The organism is Actinomadura gamaensis (genome assembly GCF_042652125.1).
Taxonomy (GTDB): domain Bacteria; phylum Actinomycetota; class Actinomycetes; order Streptosporangiales; family Streptosporangiaceae; genus Spirillospora; species Spirillospora gamaensis.
Map to the genome: position 1 here is coordinate 213,176 of NZ_JBHSIT010000001.1, position 19,374 is coordinate 232,549.

The following is a 19,374-nucleotide window of genomic DNA, read 5'->3' on the forward strand; positions in this document are numbered from 1 at the left end:
ACGCCGGAGGCGCGCATGGAGTCGGCGATCGTCGCCACCCGACACGGCAAGGTCAGGGGCAGCGTCCTGGAGAACGGCGTCTCGGCCTACCTCGGCATCCCCTACGCCGCGCCGCCCTTCGGCGCGGACCGCTTCCGCGCGCCGCGCCCGCCCGAACCCTGGGACGGCGTCCGCGACACCGTCGAGTACGGCCCGACCGCCCCCAAGCCCGCCTACCCCAGGCCGTTCGACCGGCTCCTGCCCGACCCGGTCATCCCGGGCGAGGACTGCCTCAACCTCAACGTCTGGACGCCCGACCCCGGCGGCTCCGGCCTCCCGGTCATGGTCTGGATCCACGGCGGCGCGTTCCGCAACGGCTCCGGCGCCGTCCCGGTCTACTCGGGCGCGAACTTCGCGCGCGACGGCGTCGTCTGCGTCACCCTCAACTACCGCCTCGGCGTCGAGGGCTTCGCGCACTTCCCGGACGCGCCGTCCAACCGCGGCCTGCGCGACCAGATCTTCGCCCTGGAATGGGTCCGCGACAACATCGCGGCCTTCGGCGGCGACCCCGGCAACATCACCGTCTTCGGCGAGTCCGCGGGCTCGATGAGCGTCAACACGCTGCTCTCCCTCGACCTCGGCCTCTTCCGCCGCGCCATCGCGCAGAGCGGCGGCGGCAACGTCGCCCAGACCCCCGAGGACGCCGCCCTCGTCCTCGCCGAGACCGCCCGCCGCCTCGGCGTCGAACCCACCGCCGCCGCGTTCGCCGAACTGCCGCCGTCCCGGATCATCCCGGTCCAGGCGGCCGTCGCCGGCGAGGTCGCCACCTTCCCGGACGCGGGCCGCTGGGGCGAGACCACCGCCCGCACCGCGATGTCGCACGCCCCCGTCCTGGACGGCGACCTGCTGACCCGCACCCCCGAGGACGCCGTCGCCGCCGGCGCCGCCGCGGGCACCGACCTCCTCATCGGCTACAACGCCGAGGAGTTCCGCCTCTTCCTCATGCCGAACGGCCTCGCCAAGGCCCTCACGCACGAGCTGGTGACGCCCATCGCGTCCGCCATGGGCGTCCCCGGCGAGGTCATCGACGCCCACCGCGACCTCCACGACGCCCCCGGCGACCTCCTCGCCGCCCTGATCACCGAGTCCCTCTTCCGCATCCCCGCCACCCGCCTGGCCGCGGCCCACACCGGCCAGACCTGGATGTACGAGTTCGCCTGGCGCAGCCCCGTCGAGGACCTCGGCGCCTGCCACGCCCTGGAGATCGGCTTCGTCTTCGACAACCTCGACACCCCCGACACCGCCGGCCTCGCCGGCCCCAACCCGCCCCAGCCCCTCGCCGACACCATGCACAAGTCCTGGGTCGACTTCGCCACCACCGGCACCCCCGGCTGGCCCCGCTACACCCCCGCGACCCGCCAGACCCGCCGCTTCGGCGACGCGAAGAACCCCCTGGTCAACGCCCCCAACGAACACCTCCGCCGCCTCTGGCCCGCCTGATGCCCGGGGGCCGTGCGGGAGCGGTTGCGGGGGAAATCGGTGGGGGGTGCCGAGAGGGGCTGGGATAGTCGGCGGGTGATCAGTCTGATGCCGGTGACCTTGGACGGGGACGAGCTCGCCGAGATTCACGCCGTCTTCGCGTCCAATCCCGACTACTGGCGGTACAGCGGCGACCTCGACCCCGACGCCGTGACGGTCGAGGCCGTCGAGGGGTTCGTGCGCGGCGAGCTCGGCCAGGACGGCTACGAGGTGCTCGCCGCGCGGGACGAGGCCGGAGCGCTCGTCGGCTACGTCGAGCTGCTGCTCCGGCACCCCCGCGACAAGGCCCCTTGGATCGGCTTCCTGGTGGTGCACGGCGACCGGCGAGGACAGGGCCTGGGACGGGCCGTCGCCGCGGCGGCCGAGGCGCGCCTTCGCGGGCGGGGAGACTCCGTAGTCTGGCTCGGCGTCCTGGAGAACAACGTCGAAGCCTTCAAGTTCTGGACGGCCCTCGGCTACGCGGAAGTCGACCGCCGTCCGGACGTGGCCAAGGGCCGCCCCACGATCGTCATGCGCAAGTCCCTCGCCTAGCCGAAGGCTTCGGCGACGATGTGGCGGGCTATGGCCAGGGAGGACGTGGCGCCGGGGGACGGGGCGTTGCGGACGGACGTGATCGGCCCCAGGTGGTTGATGCGGAAGTCGTCCACCAGGGAGCCGTCCGGGTCGATGGCCTGGGCGCGGACGCCGGCAGGGGCCGGTACCACGTCCGAGGGCCTCAGCGACGGGACGAAGGTGCGGGCCTCCTTGACGAAGGCGCGCTTGAACAGGGAGCCGTACATCTCCTTGGCGCCGGTTCGCCAGTGCTGGCGGGCCAGGGAGGTGAAGCCGGGCCAGCGGAGGGTTTCGGACAGGTCGCGGGGGTTCAGGTCGCGGCGGCGGTAGCCTTCGCGGGCCAGGGCCAGGACGGCGTTGGGCCCCACGTCCACGCCGCCGTCCACGCGGCGGGTGAAGTGGACGCCGAGGAACGGGTAGCGCGGGTCGGGGACGGGGTAGATCAGGCCGCGGACGAGGTCCGGCCTGGTCAGGCGGTAGTACTCGCCGCGGAACGGGATGATCGCGGGGGCCGGGCCGTCGCCGGCGAGGCGGGCCACGCGGTCGGACTGGAGGCCCGCGCAGATCACCAGGCGGTCGAAGACCAGTTCCTCGTCGCGGGACGCGACGGCGACGCGTTCCCCGAGAGGGGAGATTCGGACGACCTCGAAACCGAGCCGGACGGAGCCGCCCGCGTCGGTCACGTCGCGGGCGTAGGCGCGGGCGATCGCGGGGAAATCGACGATCGCGGTGGTGGGGGAGTGGAGGGCGGCGACGCCTCGGGCGTGGGGTTCGACTTCGCGCAGTTCGGCGGGGGTGAGGCGGCGCAGGCCCGGGACGCCGTTGGCGATGGCGCGTTTCTCGATCTCCAGGAGCGGTTCGAGCTCGCGGGTCGTCCGGGCCACGACGACCTTGCCGCACTCGTCGTAGGGGAGCCCGCGGTCGGCGCAGTACTCCCTGAGCAGGCCGATGCCCTGGCGGCAGAGGGTGGCCTTGAGGGAGCCGGGCGCGTAGTACAGGCCCGCGTGGGCGACGCCGCTGTTGTGGCCGGTCTGGTGGGCGGCGACCCGGTCCTCCTTGTCGAGGACGGTGATCCGCGCGTCCGGGCGGACCTCGCCCAGGCGGCGCGCCACCGCCAGCCCCAGGATGCCCGCGCCGACCACGCCGATGCGCGTTTCGGTCATCCGGGCACCCTACGGGGCGGACGGTCCGCCCGCCCAGCCGCACGGCCGGAGCCGGCCCGCGTCAGCTTCCCAGGCGCTTGCGGCTCTGCGCGCGCACCCGCTTGCGCTGCGACGGGTCGAGCATCAGGTAGCCCGCGACCGGCAGGCCGATCGCGGCGAGCACCAGCAGGCCGACCACCCAGGTCGGCAGGAACACCCAGAGCACCAGTGCGACGATCACGCCGCCGATGGCGATTTTTGCCGGCGATGACATGGTCTGAACCTCCGTACGGCCGCCCACATGTAAGACGGCCGAGGCGGGCCGCCGGTTCCACGATATGTCGCGTTTCCCCGGCGGTCGAGCGCCGACCGCGCAGGTGAGCACGTTCCCGGAACCGAACGGCCGGCCCGTCCGTGGCCGGTCCGTGGCCGGTCCGTGGCCCCGTCCGGCGTCCCTCCGGCGTCCGTTCGAAGTCCGTTCGGGGTCCGTCTGCGGCCCGTCCGGGGTCAGACGCGGAGGGTGAGGCGACCGCCGCCGAGGGCCTTCAGGACCTCCGCGTGGAGCTGCCCGTTGGTGCACACGACGCTGCCGCCGTCCGGGCCGGGGACGCCGGACAGGTCGGTGAACATCCCGCCCGCCTCCTCGACGATCACCTGGAGCGCGGCCAGGTCCCACAGGGACACCTCGGGCTCGGCGGAGATGTCGACCGCGCCCTCGGCGACCATCATGTGCGACCAGAAGTCGCCGAACGCGCGCGTCCGCCAGACCGAGCGGGTGAGATCGAGGAACTTGTCGAGGCGTCCCTGCTCCTCCCACCCGCCGAGGGACGAGAACGACAGCGACGCGTTCGCCAGCTCGGACACCTGCGACACCTGGATCCGCTGCGCGCGGTTCAGGCTGCGGCCCGTCCAGGCGCCGCCGTCGCGCATCGCCCACCAGCGCCGGTTCAGCGACGGCGCGGACACCACGCCGACCACGACCTCGTCGTACTCCATGAGCGCGATCAGCGTCGCCCACACCGGGACGCCGCGGACGAAGTTCTTCGTGGCGTCGATCGGGTCGACGATCCAGCAGCGCCGCCCGCCGCCGGTGCGGCCGTACTCCTCGCCCAGCACCGCGTCGCGCGGCCGGGCGCGCGACAGCGTGCCCCGGATCTGCTCCTCCACGCTGCGGTCGGCGTCGCTGACGGGGGTCAGGTCGGGCTTGGACTCGACCTCCAGGTCCAGGGCGCGGAACCGCTTGGTGGTGATGTCGTCGGCCGCGTCGGCCAGGACGTGCGCCAGTCGCAGGTCATCGGAATAGCTCGCCACGGCCGGACACGCTACCGCGATCACCCGCCGCGGCGACAGCCTAACGGGAAGCTCGGCTCCGAAGCGTGGCGGAGGGGCGGCGGAGCGTGCCGGGATGGGACGATGGCGGCATGGCGCACGACCTTCCCGGGTGGGTGGCCGAACTGACCGACCCGCGCCGGGCCTCCACGCTCGACGAACTCGCCGACCGGCTCGTCCCGCTGGCGGAGCACGCGATCGACGTGTCCCGCCGGCTGCAGGCGTTGCTGAACGAGCTGAACGACCCGTTCAAGCGGGACGCCCTGTACGGCCGGGTGGACCGGCTGAAGTCGCGGTCCGGGGAGGCGATGGACGAGATCACCGCGGAGATCGCGGCGTCCGGGGCCGAGCGGGTCGAGCGGATCTGGGCGGACTGGCTCGACCGGACCCGTCCGGGGGACCGGGGGTCCGGGCGGGCGCGGGAGCTGCGGCGCCGGCTGGAGGGGGAGATCGTCCCGGAGCTGACCCGGCGGCAGCGCGACGTCGCCGAGCAGGTCGCCGCGCGGACCTCCTCCGCCCTGGAGGAGGCGACGCAGACGCTGCTCACGCGGGTGGAGGAGCTGGCGAAGGCGGTGACCGAGCTGATCCACGGCGTGCTGCCGATGGCGCGCGAGGGCCTGGCGCTGGCGAGCCGCATCTCGGGGCTGTCCACGCGGGCCCGCCAGGTGGGCCGCGGCCCGGTCCCGGACGAGATGCGCGAGGAGACCGTCGAGATCACGCGGACGTTCGACGAGGCGGTGGCGCGGCTGGAGCTGGAGTGGGCCACGCTCGGCGCCCGGTCCGCGACCGTCCGGGCGGCGCTGCGGGCCGCCGAGGAGACGGCGTTCTCGCACGTCACGCAGGCGATGACCCAGTGCGTCGAGGAGCTGGCGCCCGAGCACGTCCGGGTGCTCCAGGAGACCGAGGCGCGCGCCGCGACCCTGTTCGACCGCTTCTCCGAGAGCTGAGGCCGCCCCGGCGGATCACCGGACGGACTGGGGGAAGCGGAGCAGGCCGTCCGGGTCGTACCTCCCCTTGACCGCGCCGAGCCGGTCGGCGTTCGCGCCGTAGTAGTCGCCGCGCCAGGACGCCAGTTCCGGATCGATGTAGTTCACGTAGGCCGCGCCGCGCAGGTACGGGTCCATGGCGGCGTGGACGCCGCGCAGCCACGCCATGTCGCCGCCGTCCGCGAGGTACTGGACGCAGAACAGGCCGTCGCGGTGCGGGAACGCGGTGTCGCCGGGCGCCACGCGGCCGATCGCGCCGCCCATCGCGTCGAGCAGGACGGACCGTCCGTCGCGTCCGCGGACGCGACGGACGAGGGTGTCGATCGCGTCGTCGGGCAGGGGGCGGCGCGCGATGTGGGACTTGGCGGCGTAGTCGGTGCGCGGGAAGCGGCCTTCGGGGCGCTGTCCGGGGAGTCGTCCCGGTTCGTGGCATTCGGCGACGGTCTGTCCGGTGCAGCCCGCGAGGCGCTTCATCGCGTCCAGGTAGGGCTGCGGCCGGACGGACGTGTCGGCGTCCGGGCCTCCGATCGCGCCGTTCAGGCCGTCCAGGGACCGGGACGGGTCGGACAGCGCGAAACCCTCGACCGAGACGCCGCGCGAGGCGTCGAGCTGGAAGCTCGTCCACACCGAGTCGGGCGCGGACGGCAGCCAGCGCTGCCACCCGCGCAGGGCGTCGGCGGCGCGTGACCACGGCCAGCCCAGCGAGAACGGCGTCACCTCGGCGTCGATCCGCTGCGGCCGGTAGGCGAAGGCGAGCGCGACGCCGAAGTTGCCGCCACCTCCGCCCCGGCAGGCCCAGAACAGGTCGGGTTCGCGGGACGCGTCGCACTCGCGGACGGTCCCGTCCGGCGTGACGATCCGGACGGATTCCAGGACGTCGCAGGTCAGGCCGTGGGCACGCGCGGTCGCGCCCAGCCCGCCGCCGAGCGTCAGGCCGGAGACCGAGACGGTCGGGCACGTCCCGCCGGGGACCGACAGGCCGCGCGCGCCGAGCCGCGCGTACAGGTCGATGAGCCGGACGCCCGCCCCGGCCGTCACGCGGTCGGCCGAGACGTCGATCGAGTCCAGCGGGGACACGTCGATGACCAGGCCGGTTCCGGTGGAGAAGCCCGCGTAGTTGTGCCCGCCGCTCCGCACGGCCACCGGGAGGCGCTGCCGCCGCGCGAACGCGAGGCATTCCGAAACGTCCGATTCGTTGGCGCAGTAGGCGATCCCGGCCGGCCGGATCCGGTCGAAGCGCGGGATGTAGAGCTGACGCGCGCGCTCGTAGTCGGCGTCCCCCGGCCTGATCACCTTGCCCTGGAGGCCATGGGCCAGCGCGTTCCAGTCAGCGGGACCGGTCGCGGTGGGCGAAGCCGCCGAGCCGCTCGTGCGCGCGCGTGAAGGCGACGGCTTCTTGGACGACGTGGAGCACCCGGCCAGGACGCCCGCCCCGGCCGCCAACAGGAAGACCCGTCGCTCCATGGCACTGATCACATCACTTCAACCGGAACGACCTGCAGAACTCCTCGTAGGTGTCCTGGCTGCCGTTCCAGTCCTTCTGGGCGGCGGCGAGCAGCACGGCCTCGGCGCCGCCGTTCACCGGGAAAACCCGAACAATCGCCCGTCCTGGGACGTCCTTCCCGCTGACAGTCCGGATGAACGTGAACTGGATCTCTCCGGCGTCGTGGCCGCCAACCGGGGCCGAGTCCCTGCGCCCGACCTCCTTGTAGGCGTGGAAGGAGTCGCTCTGGCTGAGGTCCCTGCTGACCTGGTCGAGCGTGAACGAGGTGCTCACGAAGAGGCCGGACGCCTTGAACACCGAGATCCCCTTGGTGACGCCGGGGGCCGGGTCCTTGAACGTGACGTCGGTACCGCTGCCGTCCACCGTCCAGCCCTTGGGGTAGGCGGCGCTGAAGGAACTGCCGTCGTAGAGCGTGTACCCGTTCGGAACGGCCTGCGAGGACGGCTGCTGAGAGGACGGCTGCTGCTGGGACGGCTGTTGCTGGGACGGCGACGAAACGCCCGTGTTCGATGACGGCGTGGGCGGATGCGACCCGGACGCGCCGTTCCGCGAGTTCCCGTTCAGGAAGACGGCCATCACGATGACCGCGACCAGCAGCAGCACCCCGAACACGGCCGCCGGGACGACGACGGGCCACGGGATCTGCTTGACCTGCCGGATCGGCGGCTGCGTCGTGGCGCCCGGCGGAGGAGACGTGGCGCCCGGCGGAGGAGACGTGGCGCCCGGCGGAGGCGTGGCGGCCGGTGGAGGAGGCGTCGTGAAGGCGGGCGGGGGAGGCGGCGGAAACGGCAGGTCGCCCACCGACGGGTCTTTGGGCGGCTCCACCACCGGGCTGCCCAGCGGGACGCCCAGCGGCGGCGAGGACACGGCCGCGGGAGCCTGGACGACCTGCCGCAGCGCCCGCTCGGCCTCGTCCGCGTTCATCCGGCGGTCCGGGTCGCGTTGCAGCAGCCCGTTCAGGACGGGCGTGAGCGGCCCGGCGAGCCGGACCGGGTCCGGGTCGTCCGAGAGGAGCGCGGCCATGACGCCCCAGACGTCCTCGCGCTGGTACGGCGGACGCCCCTCGACGGCCGCGTAGAGCGTCGCGCCCAGCGACCACAGGTCGGACGCGGGCGTCGCCTTCTGGTGCCGGGCCTGCTCGGGCGCGAGGTAGGCCGGGGAGCCGACGACGACGCCGGTCTGCGTGAGCGTCTCGTCCCCGGCGATCGACGCGATGCCGAAGTCGGTCAGGACGGCGCGCTCCGCACCGAGGAGCACGTTGCCCGGCTTCACGTCCCGGTGGACGACCCCGGCGGCGTGCGCGTGCCGCAGCGCGTCCAGCAGGTCCAGGCCGATCGCGGCGACGCGGGCGGGCGGCAGCGGACGTCCCCGCCGGTTGATGTGGGCGTCGAGGGCGGGCGCGCGCACGAGGCTCATGACGATCCACGGCCGCCCGTCCTCCTCGACGACGTCGTGGACGGTCACGATGCCGGGATGGTCGAGCCGCGCCGCCGACCGGGCCTCCCGGAGCGTCCGCTCGTGCACGCGCGCGGTCTGCTCGGCGGTCAGGCCCGGCGGCAGGTCGACCTCCTTGACCGCGACCTCGCGGTCGAGCGTGCGGTCGCGGGCGCGCCACACGGCGCCCATGCCGCCGCGGCCGAGCACCTCCAGGAGTTCGTACCGCCCTGCGATCACCTTGGGGTGCATGGCCCCAGACGATACCGATCAGGGCGCATCGCCCCGGCCGATACCGATCAGGGCGCATCGCCCCGGCCGATACCGATCAGGGCGCATCGCCCCGGCCGATACCGATCAGGGCGCATCGCCCCGGCCGATACCGATCGCGGCGCATCGCCCGGCCGATACCGGTACGTCCCCCGGGACGCCGCTACTCGGGTTCGCCCTCGCGGCTGCGCAGCAGGCGGCGCAGCGAGTCGAGGCGGGCCTGGCCCGCGTGCCCGTCGGCGACCCACGAGTCGAGGCCGCAGTCCGGTTGCAGGTGGTCGCAGTGCGGCGGGCAGCGCTCCGCCGCGCCCTCGGCGAGGTCCTCGAAGGCGTTGATGACGTTCTCGGGCTTGACGTGCGCGAGCCCGAAGCTCCGCACGCCCGGCGTGTCGATGATCCAGCCGTCGCCGTCCGGCAGCTCCAGGGCCAGCGCGGACGAGGAGGTGTGCCGTCCGCGCCCGGTGACGGCGTTGACGTGCGAGACGGCCCGCCCGGCCGCCGGGACCAGCGCGTTCACCAGCGTGGACTTCCCGACGCCGCTGTGCCCGACCAGCACGGTCACCCGCCCCGACAGCAGCTCGCGCAGCTCGGCGAGGTCGCCGCCGCGCTCGGTCACCACGTACGGGACGCCGAGCGCCTCGTAGATCTCCAGCAGGGACGCCGGCGGCGCGAGGTCGGCCTTGGTGAGGACGAGCAGCGGGTCCATGCCCGCGTCGTAGGCGGCGACGAGCTGCCGGTCGATCAGCCGCGGGCGCGGCTCGGGGTCGGCGAGCGCGGCGACGATCGCGAGCTGGCCGGCGTTCGCGACGATGACCCGCTCGAACGGGTCGGTGTCGTCGGCGGTGCGGCGCAGCGTGGACGTGCGCGGCTCGATCCGGACGATCCGGGCGAGCGTGTCGGGCTTGCCGGAGACGTCCCCGACCAGCGCGACCCGGTCGCCGACCACGACGCTCTTGCGCCCGAGCTCGCGGGCGCGCATGGCCGTGACCTCGCGGTCGCCGTCCGCGTCGCGGACGAGGCAGCGGTAGCGGCCCCGGTCCACGGCGGTGACCAGGGCGGTGACGGCGTCCTCGTGCGCGGGGCGGATCCGCGTGCGCGGGCGCGAACCGCGCCGTCCCGGCCGGATCCGGACGTCGTCCTCGTCGTAGTCGCGCGTTCGGCGTGCCAGTGGTCCGCCCCTCTATCCGGCCGTCGCGAGCATCGCGCCCCACCGTTCGGTGAAGTCGGGAAGCGTCTTGCCCACCGTGCCCACGTTCTCCACCCGGACGTCCGGCACGGCGAGGCCGAGGACGGCGCCCGCCATGACCATCCGGTGGTCGTCGTAGGTGTGGAACACGCCGCCGTGCAGCGGGCGCGGGTCGATCTCCAGGCCGTCCGGCAGCTCCCGGACGTCGCCGCCGAGGCCGTTGATCTCGGCGACCAGCGCGGCGAGCCGGTCGGTCTCGTGCCCGCGCAGGTGCGCGATGCCGGTCAGCCGGGACGGCCCCTCGGCGAGCGCGGCGAGCGCCGCCAGCACGGGCGTCAGCTCCCCGACGTCGCGCAGGTCGGCGGTGAGCCCCCGCAGGCCGCCGGAGCCGCCGCGCACGGTCAGGCCGTCCGCGCCGAGGCTCACCTCCGCGCCCATCGCGGCGAGCAGCCCGCGCAGCGCGTCGCCGGGCTGCGTCGTCTCGGCGGGCCAGTCCGGCACGGTCACCCGGCCGCCGGTCACCAGCGCCGCGCCGAGGAACTGCGCCGCGTTCGACAGGTCCGGCTCGATGTGCCAGTCGCGGCCCTTGAGCTCGCCGGGCGCGACCCGCCAGACGTCCGGTTCCGAGTCGTCCACGTCGGCCCCGGCCTCGCGCAGCATCGCGACCGTCATCGCCAGATGCGGCGCGGACGGCACGGGCGGCCCCTCGTGCCGCACCTCCACGCCACGCTCGAACCGCGGCGCCGAGAGCAGCAGACCGGAGATGAGCTGGGACGACGCCGACGCGTCCAGCGTGACCGTGCCGCCGCGCAGCCCGCCGCGCCCGCGCACCGTGAACGGCAGCGCGCCGCGCCCGCCGTCGTCGATGTCCGCGCCGAGCGCCCGCAGCGCCCCGATGATCGGCCCCATCGGCCGCCGCCGCGCGTGCGGGTCGCCGTCGATCGCGACGTCCCCGTCGGCGAGCGCGGCGACGGGCGGCAGGAACCGCATGACCGTCCCGGCGAGGCCGACGTCGATCTCCGCGGGGCCGCGCAGCCGCTCGCCGGGATCGACGAGCCAGTCGCGCTCGTCCTCCGAGACGTCCGCGCCGAGGGCGCGCAGCGCGTGCGCCATGAGCCGCGTGTCGCGGCTGGCCAGCGGCCGTCCGACCCGCGACGACCCGGCCGCGGTCGCGGCGAGGATCAGCGCCCGGTTCGTCATCGACTTGGAACCGGGCAGCGGCACCACGGCGTCCACCGGCCCGCGCGCCACGGGCGCGGCCCAGTCGTGCCCGGATTGGGAGAGCGACATGCCCCCCAGGTTATCGGCCCCGCCCCCACCCCCTCAGCGGCACGACCCCCTTCCCCCCTCTCCTCACCATCCCGGCTAGAGCGGGATGGTGAGGAGGGTTCGGGGGGTGGGGCCGTCTACGCGGACGTCGAAGTGGCTGATCTCGGGGCGGGTCAGGGCGGTGCCGCCGTGGATGATCAGGGAGGACGGGGCGCCGGGGACGCCGTAGCCCTTCCGGGGGACCTTCCAGCCGGTGACGACGGTGCGTTCGCCGGTTTTCGAGACCGCTTCCAGGTGGCAGCGGAGGGGGCCCTTCACGCCGCGCAGTTCCAGCCCGACGTGGGTCCCCCAGCCCTTGTTCTCCAGGCCGATCGTGCCCGCGGCGCCGGTCGCCGGGTCGGACGCGGAGTGCTTCTCGCCGGTCAGGACGAGGGCGGTCGCGGGGGAGTGGTCGTGGGTGACCGCCGTGCCGTCGTCGTTCACCTGGGTGCCGACCACCACGCCGGCGGCGAGGACGGCGGCCGCGGCGGCGGAGCCGATCACGAGGGTGCCGCGGCGGTGGCGGCGGTCGGCCTCGCGCCGGCGGCGCAGGAGGTCGACGACGTTGTCCGCGGGCTCGTCGGACGGCTTCGGGGGCGGTTCCTTGGGGACCTCCGCGAGGGGCGAGATGCCCGCCAGCGCGTCGGCCATGCCGGACATCTCGGCCAGCTCGGCACGGCACGGGCCGCACCCGCGCAGGTGGGCCTCGAACGCCCGGCGATCGACGTCCTCCAGCAGTCCGAGGGCGTACGCGCCCACGTCGGTGTGCTCGACCGGACCGGTCATGGGGTGACCCCCCTCTCCTCGAGCGCGACGCGCAGGGCGCGCAGGGCGTAGTAGACGCGGGACTTGGCGGTGCCGACGGGGATGCCCAGGGAGTCGGCGGCCTGGTTGACGGTGCGGTCGCGCAGCACCGTCTCGGTGAGGATCTGGCGGTGCGCGGGGGACAGGGAGTTCAGCGCCTCCGCGACCATGACCTTGCGCAGCAAGCCGTCCACCTCGTCCGTCGCCGGGAGGTTCTCCAGCGGCCCGTCACCGACCTCCGGGGGCCGGACGTCGCGGGAGCGCCGGTGGTCGATGACGATACGCCGCGCCACCGTCGCCAGCCAGGGCATCAGGGACTCCGCGGCGGGATCGAGGCCGGCGGCGCTGCGCCAGGCCCGCACCATGGTCTCCTGGACCACGTCCTCCGCCCAGCCGCGGTCGCCGCCGGTCAGCCGCAGGACGAAGGCCAGAAGCGGACGGTGGTACTCGCGGTACAGCGCGGTGACGAGTTCGTCGCCGTCCGGCGGGGGGCCGCCCGCGTCGCGTCGCGGGCGGCGGACCAGGCCGCGCAGTGCTGCCATGCCGTGCGTCTCCGTCGGGTCGGGAACGGGCGGTCAGCATGCGGTACGTGCCCGCCGGCGGAGAGGGTTCAACGGTTTTTAGTCTGCTTTAAGGTTCTCTTCCGGTTCGCGGCTCACTTCCCGGAGCAGGAGCCGCCCTTCAGCCCGCAACCGGTGCAGGCGGACGGTCCGCAGCCGAGCGTCTCCAGGCGGATCCGGCCGCGGCGGCTGAGATGGTCGAGGATCGCCTCGACTTCCGTCCGGTCCAGGCCGGTCGTGCGGGCGATCTCGGCGGGCGTGGCCGCGCCGCCGGACACCGCGTCCAGCACGCCCCGCAGCGGGCTCGCTCCTCGTGCGGGCGTCACATCGGCTCCCCGTGCGGACGCGTCACATCGGCTCCTCGTGCGGCCGTCACATCAGCCTCCCTAGCTGGAACACCGCGAGCGCCAGAACCCAGGCGATCACGAGTTGCATGCCCATTCCGTACAGGGTCAGCCGGCGGCCGATCGTTTGCCACTGCGTTGCCACGGTCGTCATGCAGGGCGTGTAGGCGAGCAGGAACACCAGGAACGCGAGCGCCGCCGGGGTCGGGTGCCCGTGCGACGTCTTCTCGAAGGTGTCCTTGATCCGCGCGCCGAGGGCGCCCGGACGGTGCCCGTCGCCCGGCTCGGCGACCGTGTAGGTCTGCGCCATGGTCGCGACGACGGCCTCCTTCGCGACGAACCCGGTGACCATCGCCGCGGCCGGATGCCAGTCGCCGAACCCGAGCGGCTCGAACACCGGCGCGGCGGCGCGGGAGATCCCGGCCATCGCGCTGTCCTCGATCGGGCCCTTGCCGAACGCCTCGCCGTGCAGCGAGACCGACGACAGGAGCCACACCGCCGTGACCGTCCCGACGATGATCCCGGACGCGGTCCGCAGGAACCCGCGCAGCCGCACCCACGTCTGCGCCGCCGTCACCCGGACGGTCGGCACCCGGTACGGCGGCAGCTCCAGCACGAGCGGCTCGTGGGTGACGTCCCGGAAGAGGGTGCGGCGCAGCAGCAGCCCGACCGCGACGACCATCACGATCGACAGGACGTACATGCCGAACACGACCGTCCCGGCCATCGAACCGAAGAAGATCGACGCCATCAGGACGTACACGACCAGCCGCGCGCTGCACGACAGGTAGGGGATGACGAGGCCGAGCAGCAGCCGCTGCCGCGCGTTCGGCAGGATCCGCGTCGCCGACAGCGCCGGGACGTTGCAGCCGAACCCGACCAGCAGCGGCAGGAACGCCCGGCTCGGCAGGCCCATCGCGCGCATCAGCCGGTCGGCGAGGAATGCGGCGCGGGCGAGGTAGCCGGAGTCCTCCAGCAGCGTCATCAGGACGAACATGATGATCATCAGCGGCACGAACGACAGCACCTGGCCGACGCCGCCGATCAGTCCCTGCACGATCAGGCCGTCCAGCCAGCCCGGCGCCCAGGCCAGCGCGCTGTTCGCGCCGGAGGTGACCGGGCCGTCGAACAGCGCGGCCAGGCCGTCCTGGAGGGGCTTGGCGAGCGTGGTCGTCGCGGTGAAGACCGTCCACATGACGGCGAGCAGGATCGGCAGGCCGAACGCCCGCGAGGTGAGGACGCGGTCCACCCGGTCGGTGCGGGTGTCGGCGTCGGCGCCCGCCTCCCGCCGGACGGACGCCTCCAGCACCTCGTGTGCCCACGCGTACCGCTGGTCGGCGAGCGCGGCGTCGGCGTCCCACAGGTCGTCGCCGGCGTCGCCGGTCGCGGCGGCGAGCCGGTCGCCCAGCTCCGCCGCGGTCGCCCGGACGGCGTCGGGCGTGTCCTCCGGGACGTCCCCGCTGAGCAGCGCGGTCGCCACCCAGCGGCGCGGCAGGCCGGCCAGCTCCGGCACGTCCGCCACCGCCGCCTCCAGCTCCGCCAGGACCTCCTCGGCCGCGCCGAGCGCCGGCGGGACGGGCGGACGGGGATCGTCGAGCAGCCCGGACACGGCCGCGCCCAGCTCGGGAAGGCCCCGCCCGGACCGGGCGTCGATCGGCACCACCGGGACGCCCGTCCGCGCCGCGAGCGCCGCCGCGTCCACGGCCAGGCCGCGCGCTGCGGCGGTGTCGACCATGGTCAGCGCCACCGCGACCGGACGGCCCGTCTCCAGCAGCTGGGCGAGCAGGTACAGGTTGCGGGCGAGGTTCCCGGCGTCCAGCGCGACGACCACGGCGTCCACCTGGCCGGTCACGATCAGCTCGCGGGTGAGCTCCTCGTCCGGCGAGCAGGGCACCAGGCTGTAGGTGCCGGGCAGGTCCACGACCTCGGCGCGCCGGCCGCCCGGCAGCCGCCACGGCCCGCGCGCCACGTCCACGGTCTTGCCCGGCCAGTTGCCGACGTGCTGCCGCGCCCCGGTCAGCGCGTTGAACACCGTCGACTTGCCGACGTTGGGATTGCCCGCGAGGGCCACGACCGGCGTGCCGGGCGGCGACGCGACCGCCGTCGATCCGCCGTGGCAGCTCGCCGCCTTGACCCCGGTCACGACGCGGCGGCCAGCGGCTCGACGTGGATGACCCGGGCGATCTCGCGGTCCACCGCCATCCGGGCGTCCCCGATCGCGACGATCAGCCCGCCCGTGCCGCCGCGCGCGAGCACCCGCAGCACGGCGCCGGGCACGAACCCGAGTTCCCGCAGCCGGCCGTTGCGCGCGGCCACCCGGCGCAGCCGCACCACCGCGCCGGGGGAGCAGTCCGCCACCGTCATTTCGCCTCCTGCGCAATCCCTTAGGTATGGCTAACCTATGACGGATCACGCGGGCCGGGGAATCCGGGGTCGCCTGTGGTTTGCGGCACAGCGCCCGGCCCGTCCGGTCGGCTCCGGCGGTCGGCTCCGGCGGACGGCTTCGGCGGAGGGCTTCGGCGGAGGGCTTCGGCGGTCAGCTCCGGGTGGTCGCCCCGGCCAGCAGGGCGCGGTGGTTCTCCGAGAGGCCGGCCGGCAGCTCTTCGGCGGCGAACCAGCGCGCCTCCAGGATCTCGCCGGGGTCGAGCCGCAGGTCGCCGCCCGTCAGCCGGGCCGCCCAGTAGGTCTCGACGCGGTAGCGGTAGCCGCTGAAGACCGCGACCGGCGGGCCGGTGACGGCGACCTCCAGCCCGGTCTCCTCGCGGATCTCCCGGGCCGCCGCGTCCTCCAGCCGCTCACCCGCGTTGACGTACCCGCCGGGCAGGCCCCAGGGACGCGATTCGGGCCACAGCCGGTGCCTCAGGAGCAGGACCCGGCCGTCCTCGTCGCGGACGACGCCCGCCGCGTACACGAGGAACCCGTGGTGCCGCCACCGCACCAGCCGCCACTGCCACCGCCCGCTCAGCCTCCGCCAGACCCGGACTCCGATAGCTCGCACCACCCCATCCAACCGGAACCGCCCCGGAAGGCGTCCTATCGGGGGGTTTCGGGGACGTTCACCTGGCGCTTACGGTCGGCGCCCTAAGGTGCGTCTCACGTGGCGGCCGGGTTCGCGGTGCGGGTGTGAGGGAACCCGGCCGCCCGGCTCAACGCGGTGGGGAAGGTCGGTGCGGGAACTCACGGTCAGTAGCGCGCTCGCGAGCTGGACGTTCGATCCCGCCATGACCGTCCTCGTGGTCGCCTCGGGGGTCTGGTACCTCCGGCGCGCCCGCCGCGCGGACGGGTGGCCGCTGTCACGGACGCTGAACTTCGTGGGGCTCGGCCTCGGCAGCGTCCTCGCCGTCACCGTCACGTTCGTCGGCGCGTACGGCACCACGCTCTTCTGGCCGCGCGCCCTCCAGGTCATCACGCTGCTGGCGATCTCGCCGCTGTTCCTCGCCAACGGCGCGCCGTTCACGCTCCTGCTGGAGACCATGCCGGACGGCCCGCGCCGCGACCGGGTGAAGCGCGTCCTGGACAGCCGGGCCGTGGCCGTCCTGACCTCGCCTCCCGCCGGGACGGCGGCGCTCGTCGTGACGCCCTGGGTCCTCTACTTCAGCCCCCTGTACGAGCTGACGCTGCGCGACGCCGCCGCCGGCGAGGCGGTCGAGGTCGCGCTGGTGGTGATCGGGCTCGTCTACTACTGGGCGCGGCTCCAGGTCGATCCGATGCCGCGCGCCTACCCGCACCTGCTGTCGATGGGGATCACGTTCGCCGAGGCCATGTTCGACGGCGCGCTCGGCCTCACGATCATGCTGCGGCACCATCCGCTCGCCCTGGCCTACTACGAGCACGTCCACCGGACGTGGGGGCCGTCGATCCACCGCGACCAGCAGATCGGCGGCGGGCTGCTGTGGATGGTCGGGGACTTCGCCGGGATGCCGTTCCTGGTCGTCCTCGCGGTCCGGATGCTGCGCCAGGACCGCGCCGAGGCCGAACGCGTCGACCGCGAGCTCGACGCCGAGCAGGAGCGGCACGTCGCCGAACGGGCCGCGGAGGGCGTCGTCGTGGCCGAGCCGGAGATGATGCGTCCCTGGTGGGAGACCGATCCGGTGCTCTCTCGACGTTACGGAACCGGAGGACGGCGACCGTCCTCCGGCTCCTGACGTGACCGCGGACGCGGTCCCTGACGTGGTGTCCGTCTCTCTCCGACGCTGATCTGAGCGTGGGGTCGGCGGCGCCTGCTCAGCGGTGCGCGGCCTTCACCAGGTCGCCGCTCCGCTTCGCGGCGCCCTTCGACATCGCCCTCGCCTGCTTCGTGGCCACCTTCGCCTGCTTGGAGGCGATCTTCGAGGCGGCCTTGGCCTGCTTGGACGCCACCTTGCCGCCCTTGGCGGTGGCCTTGCGCGCTCCGGCCAGGCCGCTCTTGACCGACGACGACCTGCTCCCGCCGGACAGCGAGCTCTTCAGGGACGACTTGCCGGATCCGGGCATCGCGCGCTTCAGGGACGACTTGCCGGCGCCGGCGGCGATCGCGCCGCCGAGCAGCCTGGAGAGGCCGGACGACTTCCGGGCGCGGTGGCGGGCCTGCCAGGCCCGGGCCGCCGCGTCCCGGCGGACGGCCCTGGTCTCCGACCGGGCCTGCCGCCGCAGCGCCTTGGTCTCGGTCGCGGCCTGCTTGCGCAGGGCCTCGGTCTCCGCCGCGGCCCTGGTCTGGGCCTCGTGCAGCTGGCGGCGCAGCTCGGCGGTCCGTCCGTCGCGCGGCGTGCCCGAGACCATGAGCAGCGCGCCGAACAGCGCCACGTTCTTCAGCAGGTGGGATCGCTCGCTCGCGCGCCGCTCCGGGTCGTCCTCGGTCCAGTAGCGGTGCTCGGTGGCCAGCGCCGGGAGCAGCTGCACGGCGGCCAGGAGCGTGGTCAACCGGCGGAATTTGCCAGTCAGCAGCAGCGCCCCGGTGCCGAGGCTCACCGCGCCCTGGATCCGCACGAGCGCCACCGGGTCCTTCGTCGGAAGCCAGTCCAGGCGGTCCGCGATGGGCTTGACGGTCGGCGCGACCTGCTCGGCGCGGGACGCGGGATCGCGGAGCGCCTCCAGGCCGGTGATGATGTACGGGGCCGCCACCAACGGGCGGGCCGGGCTCGTGATGGGTCGCATGATGGGCTACATGCCCAGCACTTCGCCGGTCAAGCGCGGGAGGATGAGGCCATGTGCGGACGATACGCCACGACACGGGCGCGGCAGGAGCTGCTCGACCAGTTCGCGATCCAGGCGGACGAGACCGGCGGTGACCTGGAGCCGGACTACAACGTCGCGCCGACCAAGCAGGTCCCGGCCGTCCTGGTCCGGCGGCCCGGCGGCGAGGGCGGGGACGACGAGGAGGCCCTCCGGCAGCTGCGCACGCTGCGCTGGGGGCTGGTGCCGTCCTGGGCGAAGGACCTGTCGATCGGCGCCCGGATGATCAACGCGCGGGTGGAGACGGTCGCGGAGAAGCCCGCCTACCGCCGGGCGTTCGCGCGCCGCCGCTGCCTGCTCCCCGCGGACGGCTACTTCGAGTGGTACACGCTCCAGGACGACCCCGCCGTGGACGAGAAGGGCAAGAAGAGGAAGCCGCGCAAGCAGCCCTTCTACATCCACCCCAAGGACGGGGCGATCATGGCGATGGCCGGGCTCTACGAGCTGTGGAAGTCGCCCGAGGACGAGTGGGTCTGGACCTGCACGGTGATCACGACCGACGCCCCCGACGACCTCGGCCGCATCCACGACCGGATGCCGATGATCGTCACCCCGGACCGCTGGGACGCCTGGCTGGACCCCGCCCTCACCGCCGCCGACGAGGTGCGCGGCCTGCTCACCCCGGCCATGGCGGGCACGATGGACGCCCATCCCGTCTCCACCGCGGTCAACAACGTGAGAAACAACGGCGCCCAACTCATAGAACCCGCCACGAACGGGGATAGTCCTGGCAATACTCCCGGAACCCTGTTCTGAGGCCCCGACACGCGGATCGAAGGCGCGACCCCCCGCGCCCGGGCTCCGGGACGAGAACGGAGCGCCGTGGACACCGTCGACATCGTGGCCGTCCGTGCCCGACTGGAGGAGCAGCGGGCCGCCCTGGACCGGTCGATCACGATCCTGACCGGGGAGCGCCCGGCGACCGAGGGCTCGGTCGCCGACGCGGGCGCCCGGCTCACCGACGCCGACCGCGTCGAGGCGTCCCTCGCCTCGCTGCGCCAGCAGCGCGCGGCGGTCCAGGCGGCGCTGGACCGCATCGCCGCGGGCGGCTACGGGCTCTGCGTGTCCTGCGGCAAGCCCGTCCCGCCCGGCCGCCTGGAGGCCCGCCCCGAAGCGGCCCGCTGCGTCCCCTGCCAGGCGAAACACGACCGGATGCACCACTGAGACGCCCGGCGCGAACGCCCCCCGCGCCCGCCCGACGCCCGCCCGACGCCCGCCCGACGCCC

General features: G+C 74.2%; 20 protein-coding genes. 6 read left to right on the forward strand and 14 right to left on the reverse strand.

Annotation, left to right across the window (positions count from 1 at the left end; all coding sequences use genetic code 11):
- Positions 1-15: 15 nt before the first annotated feature.
- Both ACFPCY_RS01040 and ACFPCY_RS01045 read left to right on the forward strand, forming a co-directional pair.
- A complete protein-coding gene (locus tag ACFPCY_RS01040) occupies positions 16-1,479 on the forward strand; it encodes a carboxylesterase/lipase family protein (RefSeq protein ID WP_378251626.1) in 1,464 nt (487 codons plus the stop codon).
- Between the two features lie 75 nt (positions 1,480-1,554).
- A complete protein-coding gene (locus ACFPCY_RS01045; protein WP_378251627.1) occupies positions 1,555-2,049 on the forward strand; it encodes a GNAT family N-acetyltransferase in 495 nt (164 codons plus the stop codon).
- On the opposite strand, the gene lhgO is transcribed toward ACFPCY_RS01045, so the two are convergent.
- From lhgO to hisN, 3 genes are all read right to left on the reverse strand, one after another.
- Positions 2,046-3,233, reverse strand: a complete 1,188-nt coding sequence (gene lhgO / locus ACFPCY_RS01050) for an L-2-hydroxyglutarate oxidase (protein ID WP_378251628.1) — start codon at positions 3,231-3,233, stop codon at positions 2,046-2,048. The genes ACFPCY_RS01045 and lhgO overlap by 4 nt on opposite strands.
- Positions 3,234-3,294: 61 nt before the next feature.
- On the reverse strand, positions 3,295-3,486 hold the full coding sequence (locus ACFPCY_RS01055; RefSeq protein ID WP_378251629.1) for a hypothetical protein: 192 nt from the start codon (positions 3,484-3,486) through the stop codon (positions 3,295-3,297).
- A gap of 233 nt (positions 3,487-3,719) precedes the next feature.
- The gene (gene hisN / locus ACFPCY_RS01060) at positions 3,720-4,523 is read right to left on the reverse strand and encodes a histidinol-phosphatase (RefSeq protein ID WP_378251630.1); all 804 of its coding nucleotides are present in this window, start codon (positions 4,521-4,523) and stop codon (positions 3,720-3,722) included.
- Positions 4,524-4,633: 110 nt separating this feature from the next.
- On the opposite strand from hisN, the gene ACFPCY_RS01065 reads away from it, so the two are divergent.
- Entirely contained in the window at positions 4,634-5,488 is an 855-nt protein-coding gene (locus tag ACFPCY_RS01065; protein WP_378251631.1) for a hypothetical protein, read from the forward strand.
- 15 nt (positions 5,489-5,503) lie between these two features.
- On the opposite strand, the gene ACFPCY_RS01070 is transcribed toward ACFPCY_RS01065, so the two are convergent.
- The 10 genes from ACFPCY_RS01070 to ACFPCY_RS01115 form a co-directional block, all read right to left on the reverse strand.
- The gene (locus ACFPCY_RS01070) at positions 5,504-6,991 is read right to left on the reverse strand and encodes an FAD-binding oxidoreductase (protein WP_378251632.1); all 1,488 of its coding nucleotides are present in this window, start codon (positions 6,989-6,991) and stop codon (positions 5,504-5,506) included.
- Between the two features lie 13 nt (positions 6,992-7,004).
- Positions 7,005-8,717: a serine/threonine-protein kinase gene (locus tag ACFPCY_RS01075; RefSeq protein ID WP_378251633.1), complete on the reverse strand. Its 1,713-nt coding sequence runs from the start codon at positions 8,715-8,717 to the stop codon at positions 7,005-7,007.
- A 181-nt stretch (positions 8,718-8,898) separates the two neighbouring features.
- Positions 8,899-9,903, reverse strand: coding sequence for a ribosome small subunit-dependent GTPase A (gene rsgA / locus ACFPCY_RS01080; RefSeq protein WP_378252545.1), 1,005 nt, complete (start codon positions 9,901-9,903; stop codon positions 8,899-8,901).
- A gap of 12 nt (positions 9,904-9,915) precedes the next feature.
- Positions 9,916-11,211, reverse strand: a complete 1,296-nt coding sequence (gene aroA, locus ACFPCY_RS01085) for a 3-phosphoshikimate 1-carboxyvinyltransferase (protein ID WP_378251634.1) — start codon at positions 11,209-11,211, stop codon at positions 9,916-9,918.
- Positions 11,212-11,286: 75 nt separating this feature from the next.
- The gene (locus ACFPCY_RS01090; protein ID WP_378251635.1) at positions 11,287-12,015 is read right to left on the reverse strand and encodes an anti-sigma factor family protein; all 729 of its coding nucleotides are present in this window, start codon (positions 12,013-12,015) and stop codon (positions 11,287-11,289) included.
- Positions 12,012-12,575, reverse strand: coding sequence for a sigma-70 family RNA polymerase sigma factor (locus tag ACFPCY_RS01095; RefSeq protein ID WP_378251636.1), 564 nt, complete (start codon positions 12,573-12,575; stop codon positions 12,012-12,014). The genes ACFPCY_RS01090 and ACFPCY_RS01095 overlap by 4 nt, the downstream gene beginning before the upstream one ends.
- Before the next feature lie 113 nt (positions 12,576-12,688).
- Positions 12,689-12,919: a FeoC-like transcriptional regulator gene (locus tag ACFPCY_RS01100; protein WP_378251637.1), complete on the reverse strand. Its 231-nt coding sequence runs from the start codon at positions 12,917-12,919 to the stop codon at positions 12,689-12,691.
- 46 nt (positions 12,920-12,965) lie between these two features.
- Complete coding sequence (gene feoB, locus ACFPCY_RS01105; protein WP_378251638.1) at positions 12,966-15,080, reverse strand: ferrous iron transport protein B; 2,115 nt, start codon at positions 15,078-15,080, stop codon at positions 12,966-12,968.
- Positions 15,077-15,301, reverse strand: coding sequence for a FeoA family protein (locus ACFPCY_RS01110; RefSeq protein ID WP_378251639.1), 225 nt, complete (start codon positions 15,299-15,301; stop codon positions 15,077-15,079). Before ACFPCY_RS01110 ends, feoB begins: the two co-directional genes overlap by 4 nt.
- A gap of 172 nt (positions 15,302-15,473) precedes the next feature.
- Positions 15,474-15,935, reverse strand: coding sequence for an NUDIX domain-containing protein (locus ACFPCY_RS01115; RefSeq protein ID WP_378251640.1), 462 nt, complete (start codon positions 15,933-15,935; stop codon positions 15,474-15,476).
- Between the two features lie 169 nt (positions 15,936-16,104).
- Here ACFPCY_RS01115 and ACFPCY_RS01120 point away from each other — a divergent pair, with 169 nt between their 5' ends.
- A complete protein-coding gene (locus ACFPCY_RS01120; protein WP_378251641.1) occupies positions 16,105-17,082 on the forward strand; it encodes a cytochrome c oxidase assembly protein in 978 nt (325 codons plus the stop codon).
- A gap of 79 nt (positions 17,083-17,161) precedes the next feature.
- Here ACFPCY_RS01120 and ACFPCY_RS01125 read toward each other — a convergent pair whose 3' ends face one another.
- Positions 17,162-18,070 carry a DoxX family membrane protein gene (locus tag ACFPCY_RS01125; protein WP_378251642.1) on the reverse strand — a complete coding sequence of 303 codons (909 nt, stop codon included), beginning with the start codon at positions 18,068-18,070 and terminating at the stop codon, positions 17,162-17,164.
- A gap of 51 nt (positions 18,071-18,121) precedes the next feature.
- Between ACFPCY_RS01125 and ACFPCY_RS01130 the strand changes: the two genes are divergently transcribed.
- Together ACFPCY_RS01130 and ACFPCY_RS01135 are read left to right on the forward strand one after the other, a co-directional pair.
- Positions 18,122-18,904, forward strand: coding sequence for an SOS response-associated peptidase (locus ACFPCY_RS01130; protein WP_378251643.1), 783 nt, complete (start codon positions 18,122-18,124; stop codon positions 18,902-18,904).
- A 66-nt stretch (positions 18,905-18,970) separates the two neighbouring features.
- A complete protein-coding gene (locus ACFPCY_RS01135; protein ID WP_378251644.1) occupies positions 18,971-19,312 on the forward strand; it encodes a TraR/DksA family transcriptional regulator in 342 nt (113 codons plus the stop codon).
- Positions 19,313-19,374 lie beyond the last annotated feature (62 nt).

Bases quoted from the DNA above. Each gene is read 5' to 3' on its own strand.
- ACFPCY_RS01040 (WP_378251626.1), top strand. From the start codon at position 16: ATGGAGTCGGCGATCGTCGCCACCCGACACGGCAAGGTCAGGGGCAGC.
- lhgO (WP_378251628.1), bottom strand. From the start codon at position 3,233: ATGACCGAAACGCGCATCGGCGTGGTCGGCGCGGGCATCCTGGGGCTG.
- ACFPCY_RS01055 (WP_378251629.1), bottom strand. From the start codon at position 3,486: ATGTCATCGCCGGCAAAAATCGCCATCGGCGGCGTGATCGTCGCACTG.
- ACFPCY_RS01065 (WP_378251631.1), top strand. From the start codon at position 4,634: ATGGCGCACGACCTTCCCGGGTGGGTGGCCGAACTGACCGACCCGCGC.
- ACFPCY_RS01070 (WP_378251632.1), bottom strand. From the start codon at position 6,991: ATGGAGCGACGGGTCTTCCTGTTGGCGGCCGGGGCGGGCGTCCTGGCC.
- ACFPCY_RS01075 (WP_378251633.1), bottom strand. From the start codon at position 8,717: ATGCACCCCAAGGTGATCGCAGGGCGGTACGAACTCCTGGAGGTGCTC.
- aroA (WP_378251634.1), bottom strand. From the start codon at position 11,211: ATGTCGCTCTCCCAATCCGGGCACGACTGGGCCGCGCCCGTGGCGCGC.
- ACFPCY_RS01090 (WP_378251635.1), bottom strand. From the start codon at position 12,015: ATGACCGGTCCGGTCGAGCACACCGACGTGGGCGCGTACGCCCTCGGA.
- ACFPCY_RS01095 (WP_378251636.1), bottom strand. From the start codon at position 12,575: ATGGCAGCACTGCGCGGCCTGGTCCGCCGCCCGCGACGCGACGCGGGC.
- ACFPCY_RS01110 (WP_378251639.1), bottom strand. From the start codon at position 15,301: ATGACGGTGGCGGACTGCTCCCCCGGCGCGGTGGTGCGGCTGCGCCGG.
- ACFPCY_RS01125 (WP_378251642.1), bottom strand. From the start codon at position 18,070: ATGCGACCCATCACGAGCCCGGCCCGCCCGTTGGTGGCGGCCCCGTAC.
- ACFPCY_RS01130 (WP_378251643.1), top strand. From the start codon at position 18,122: ATGTGCGGACGATACGCCACGACACGGGCGCGGCAGGAGCTGCTCGAC.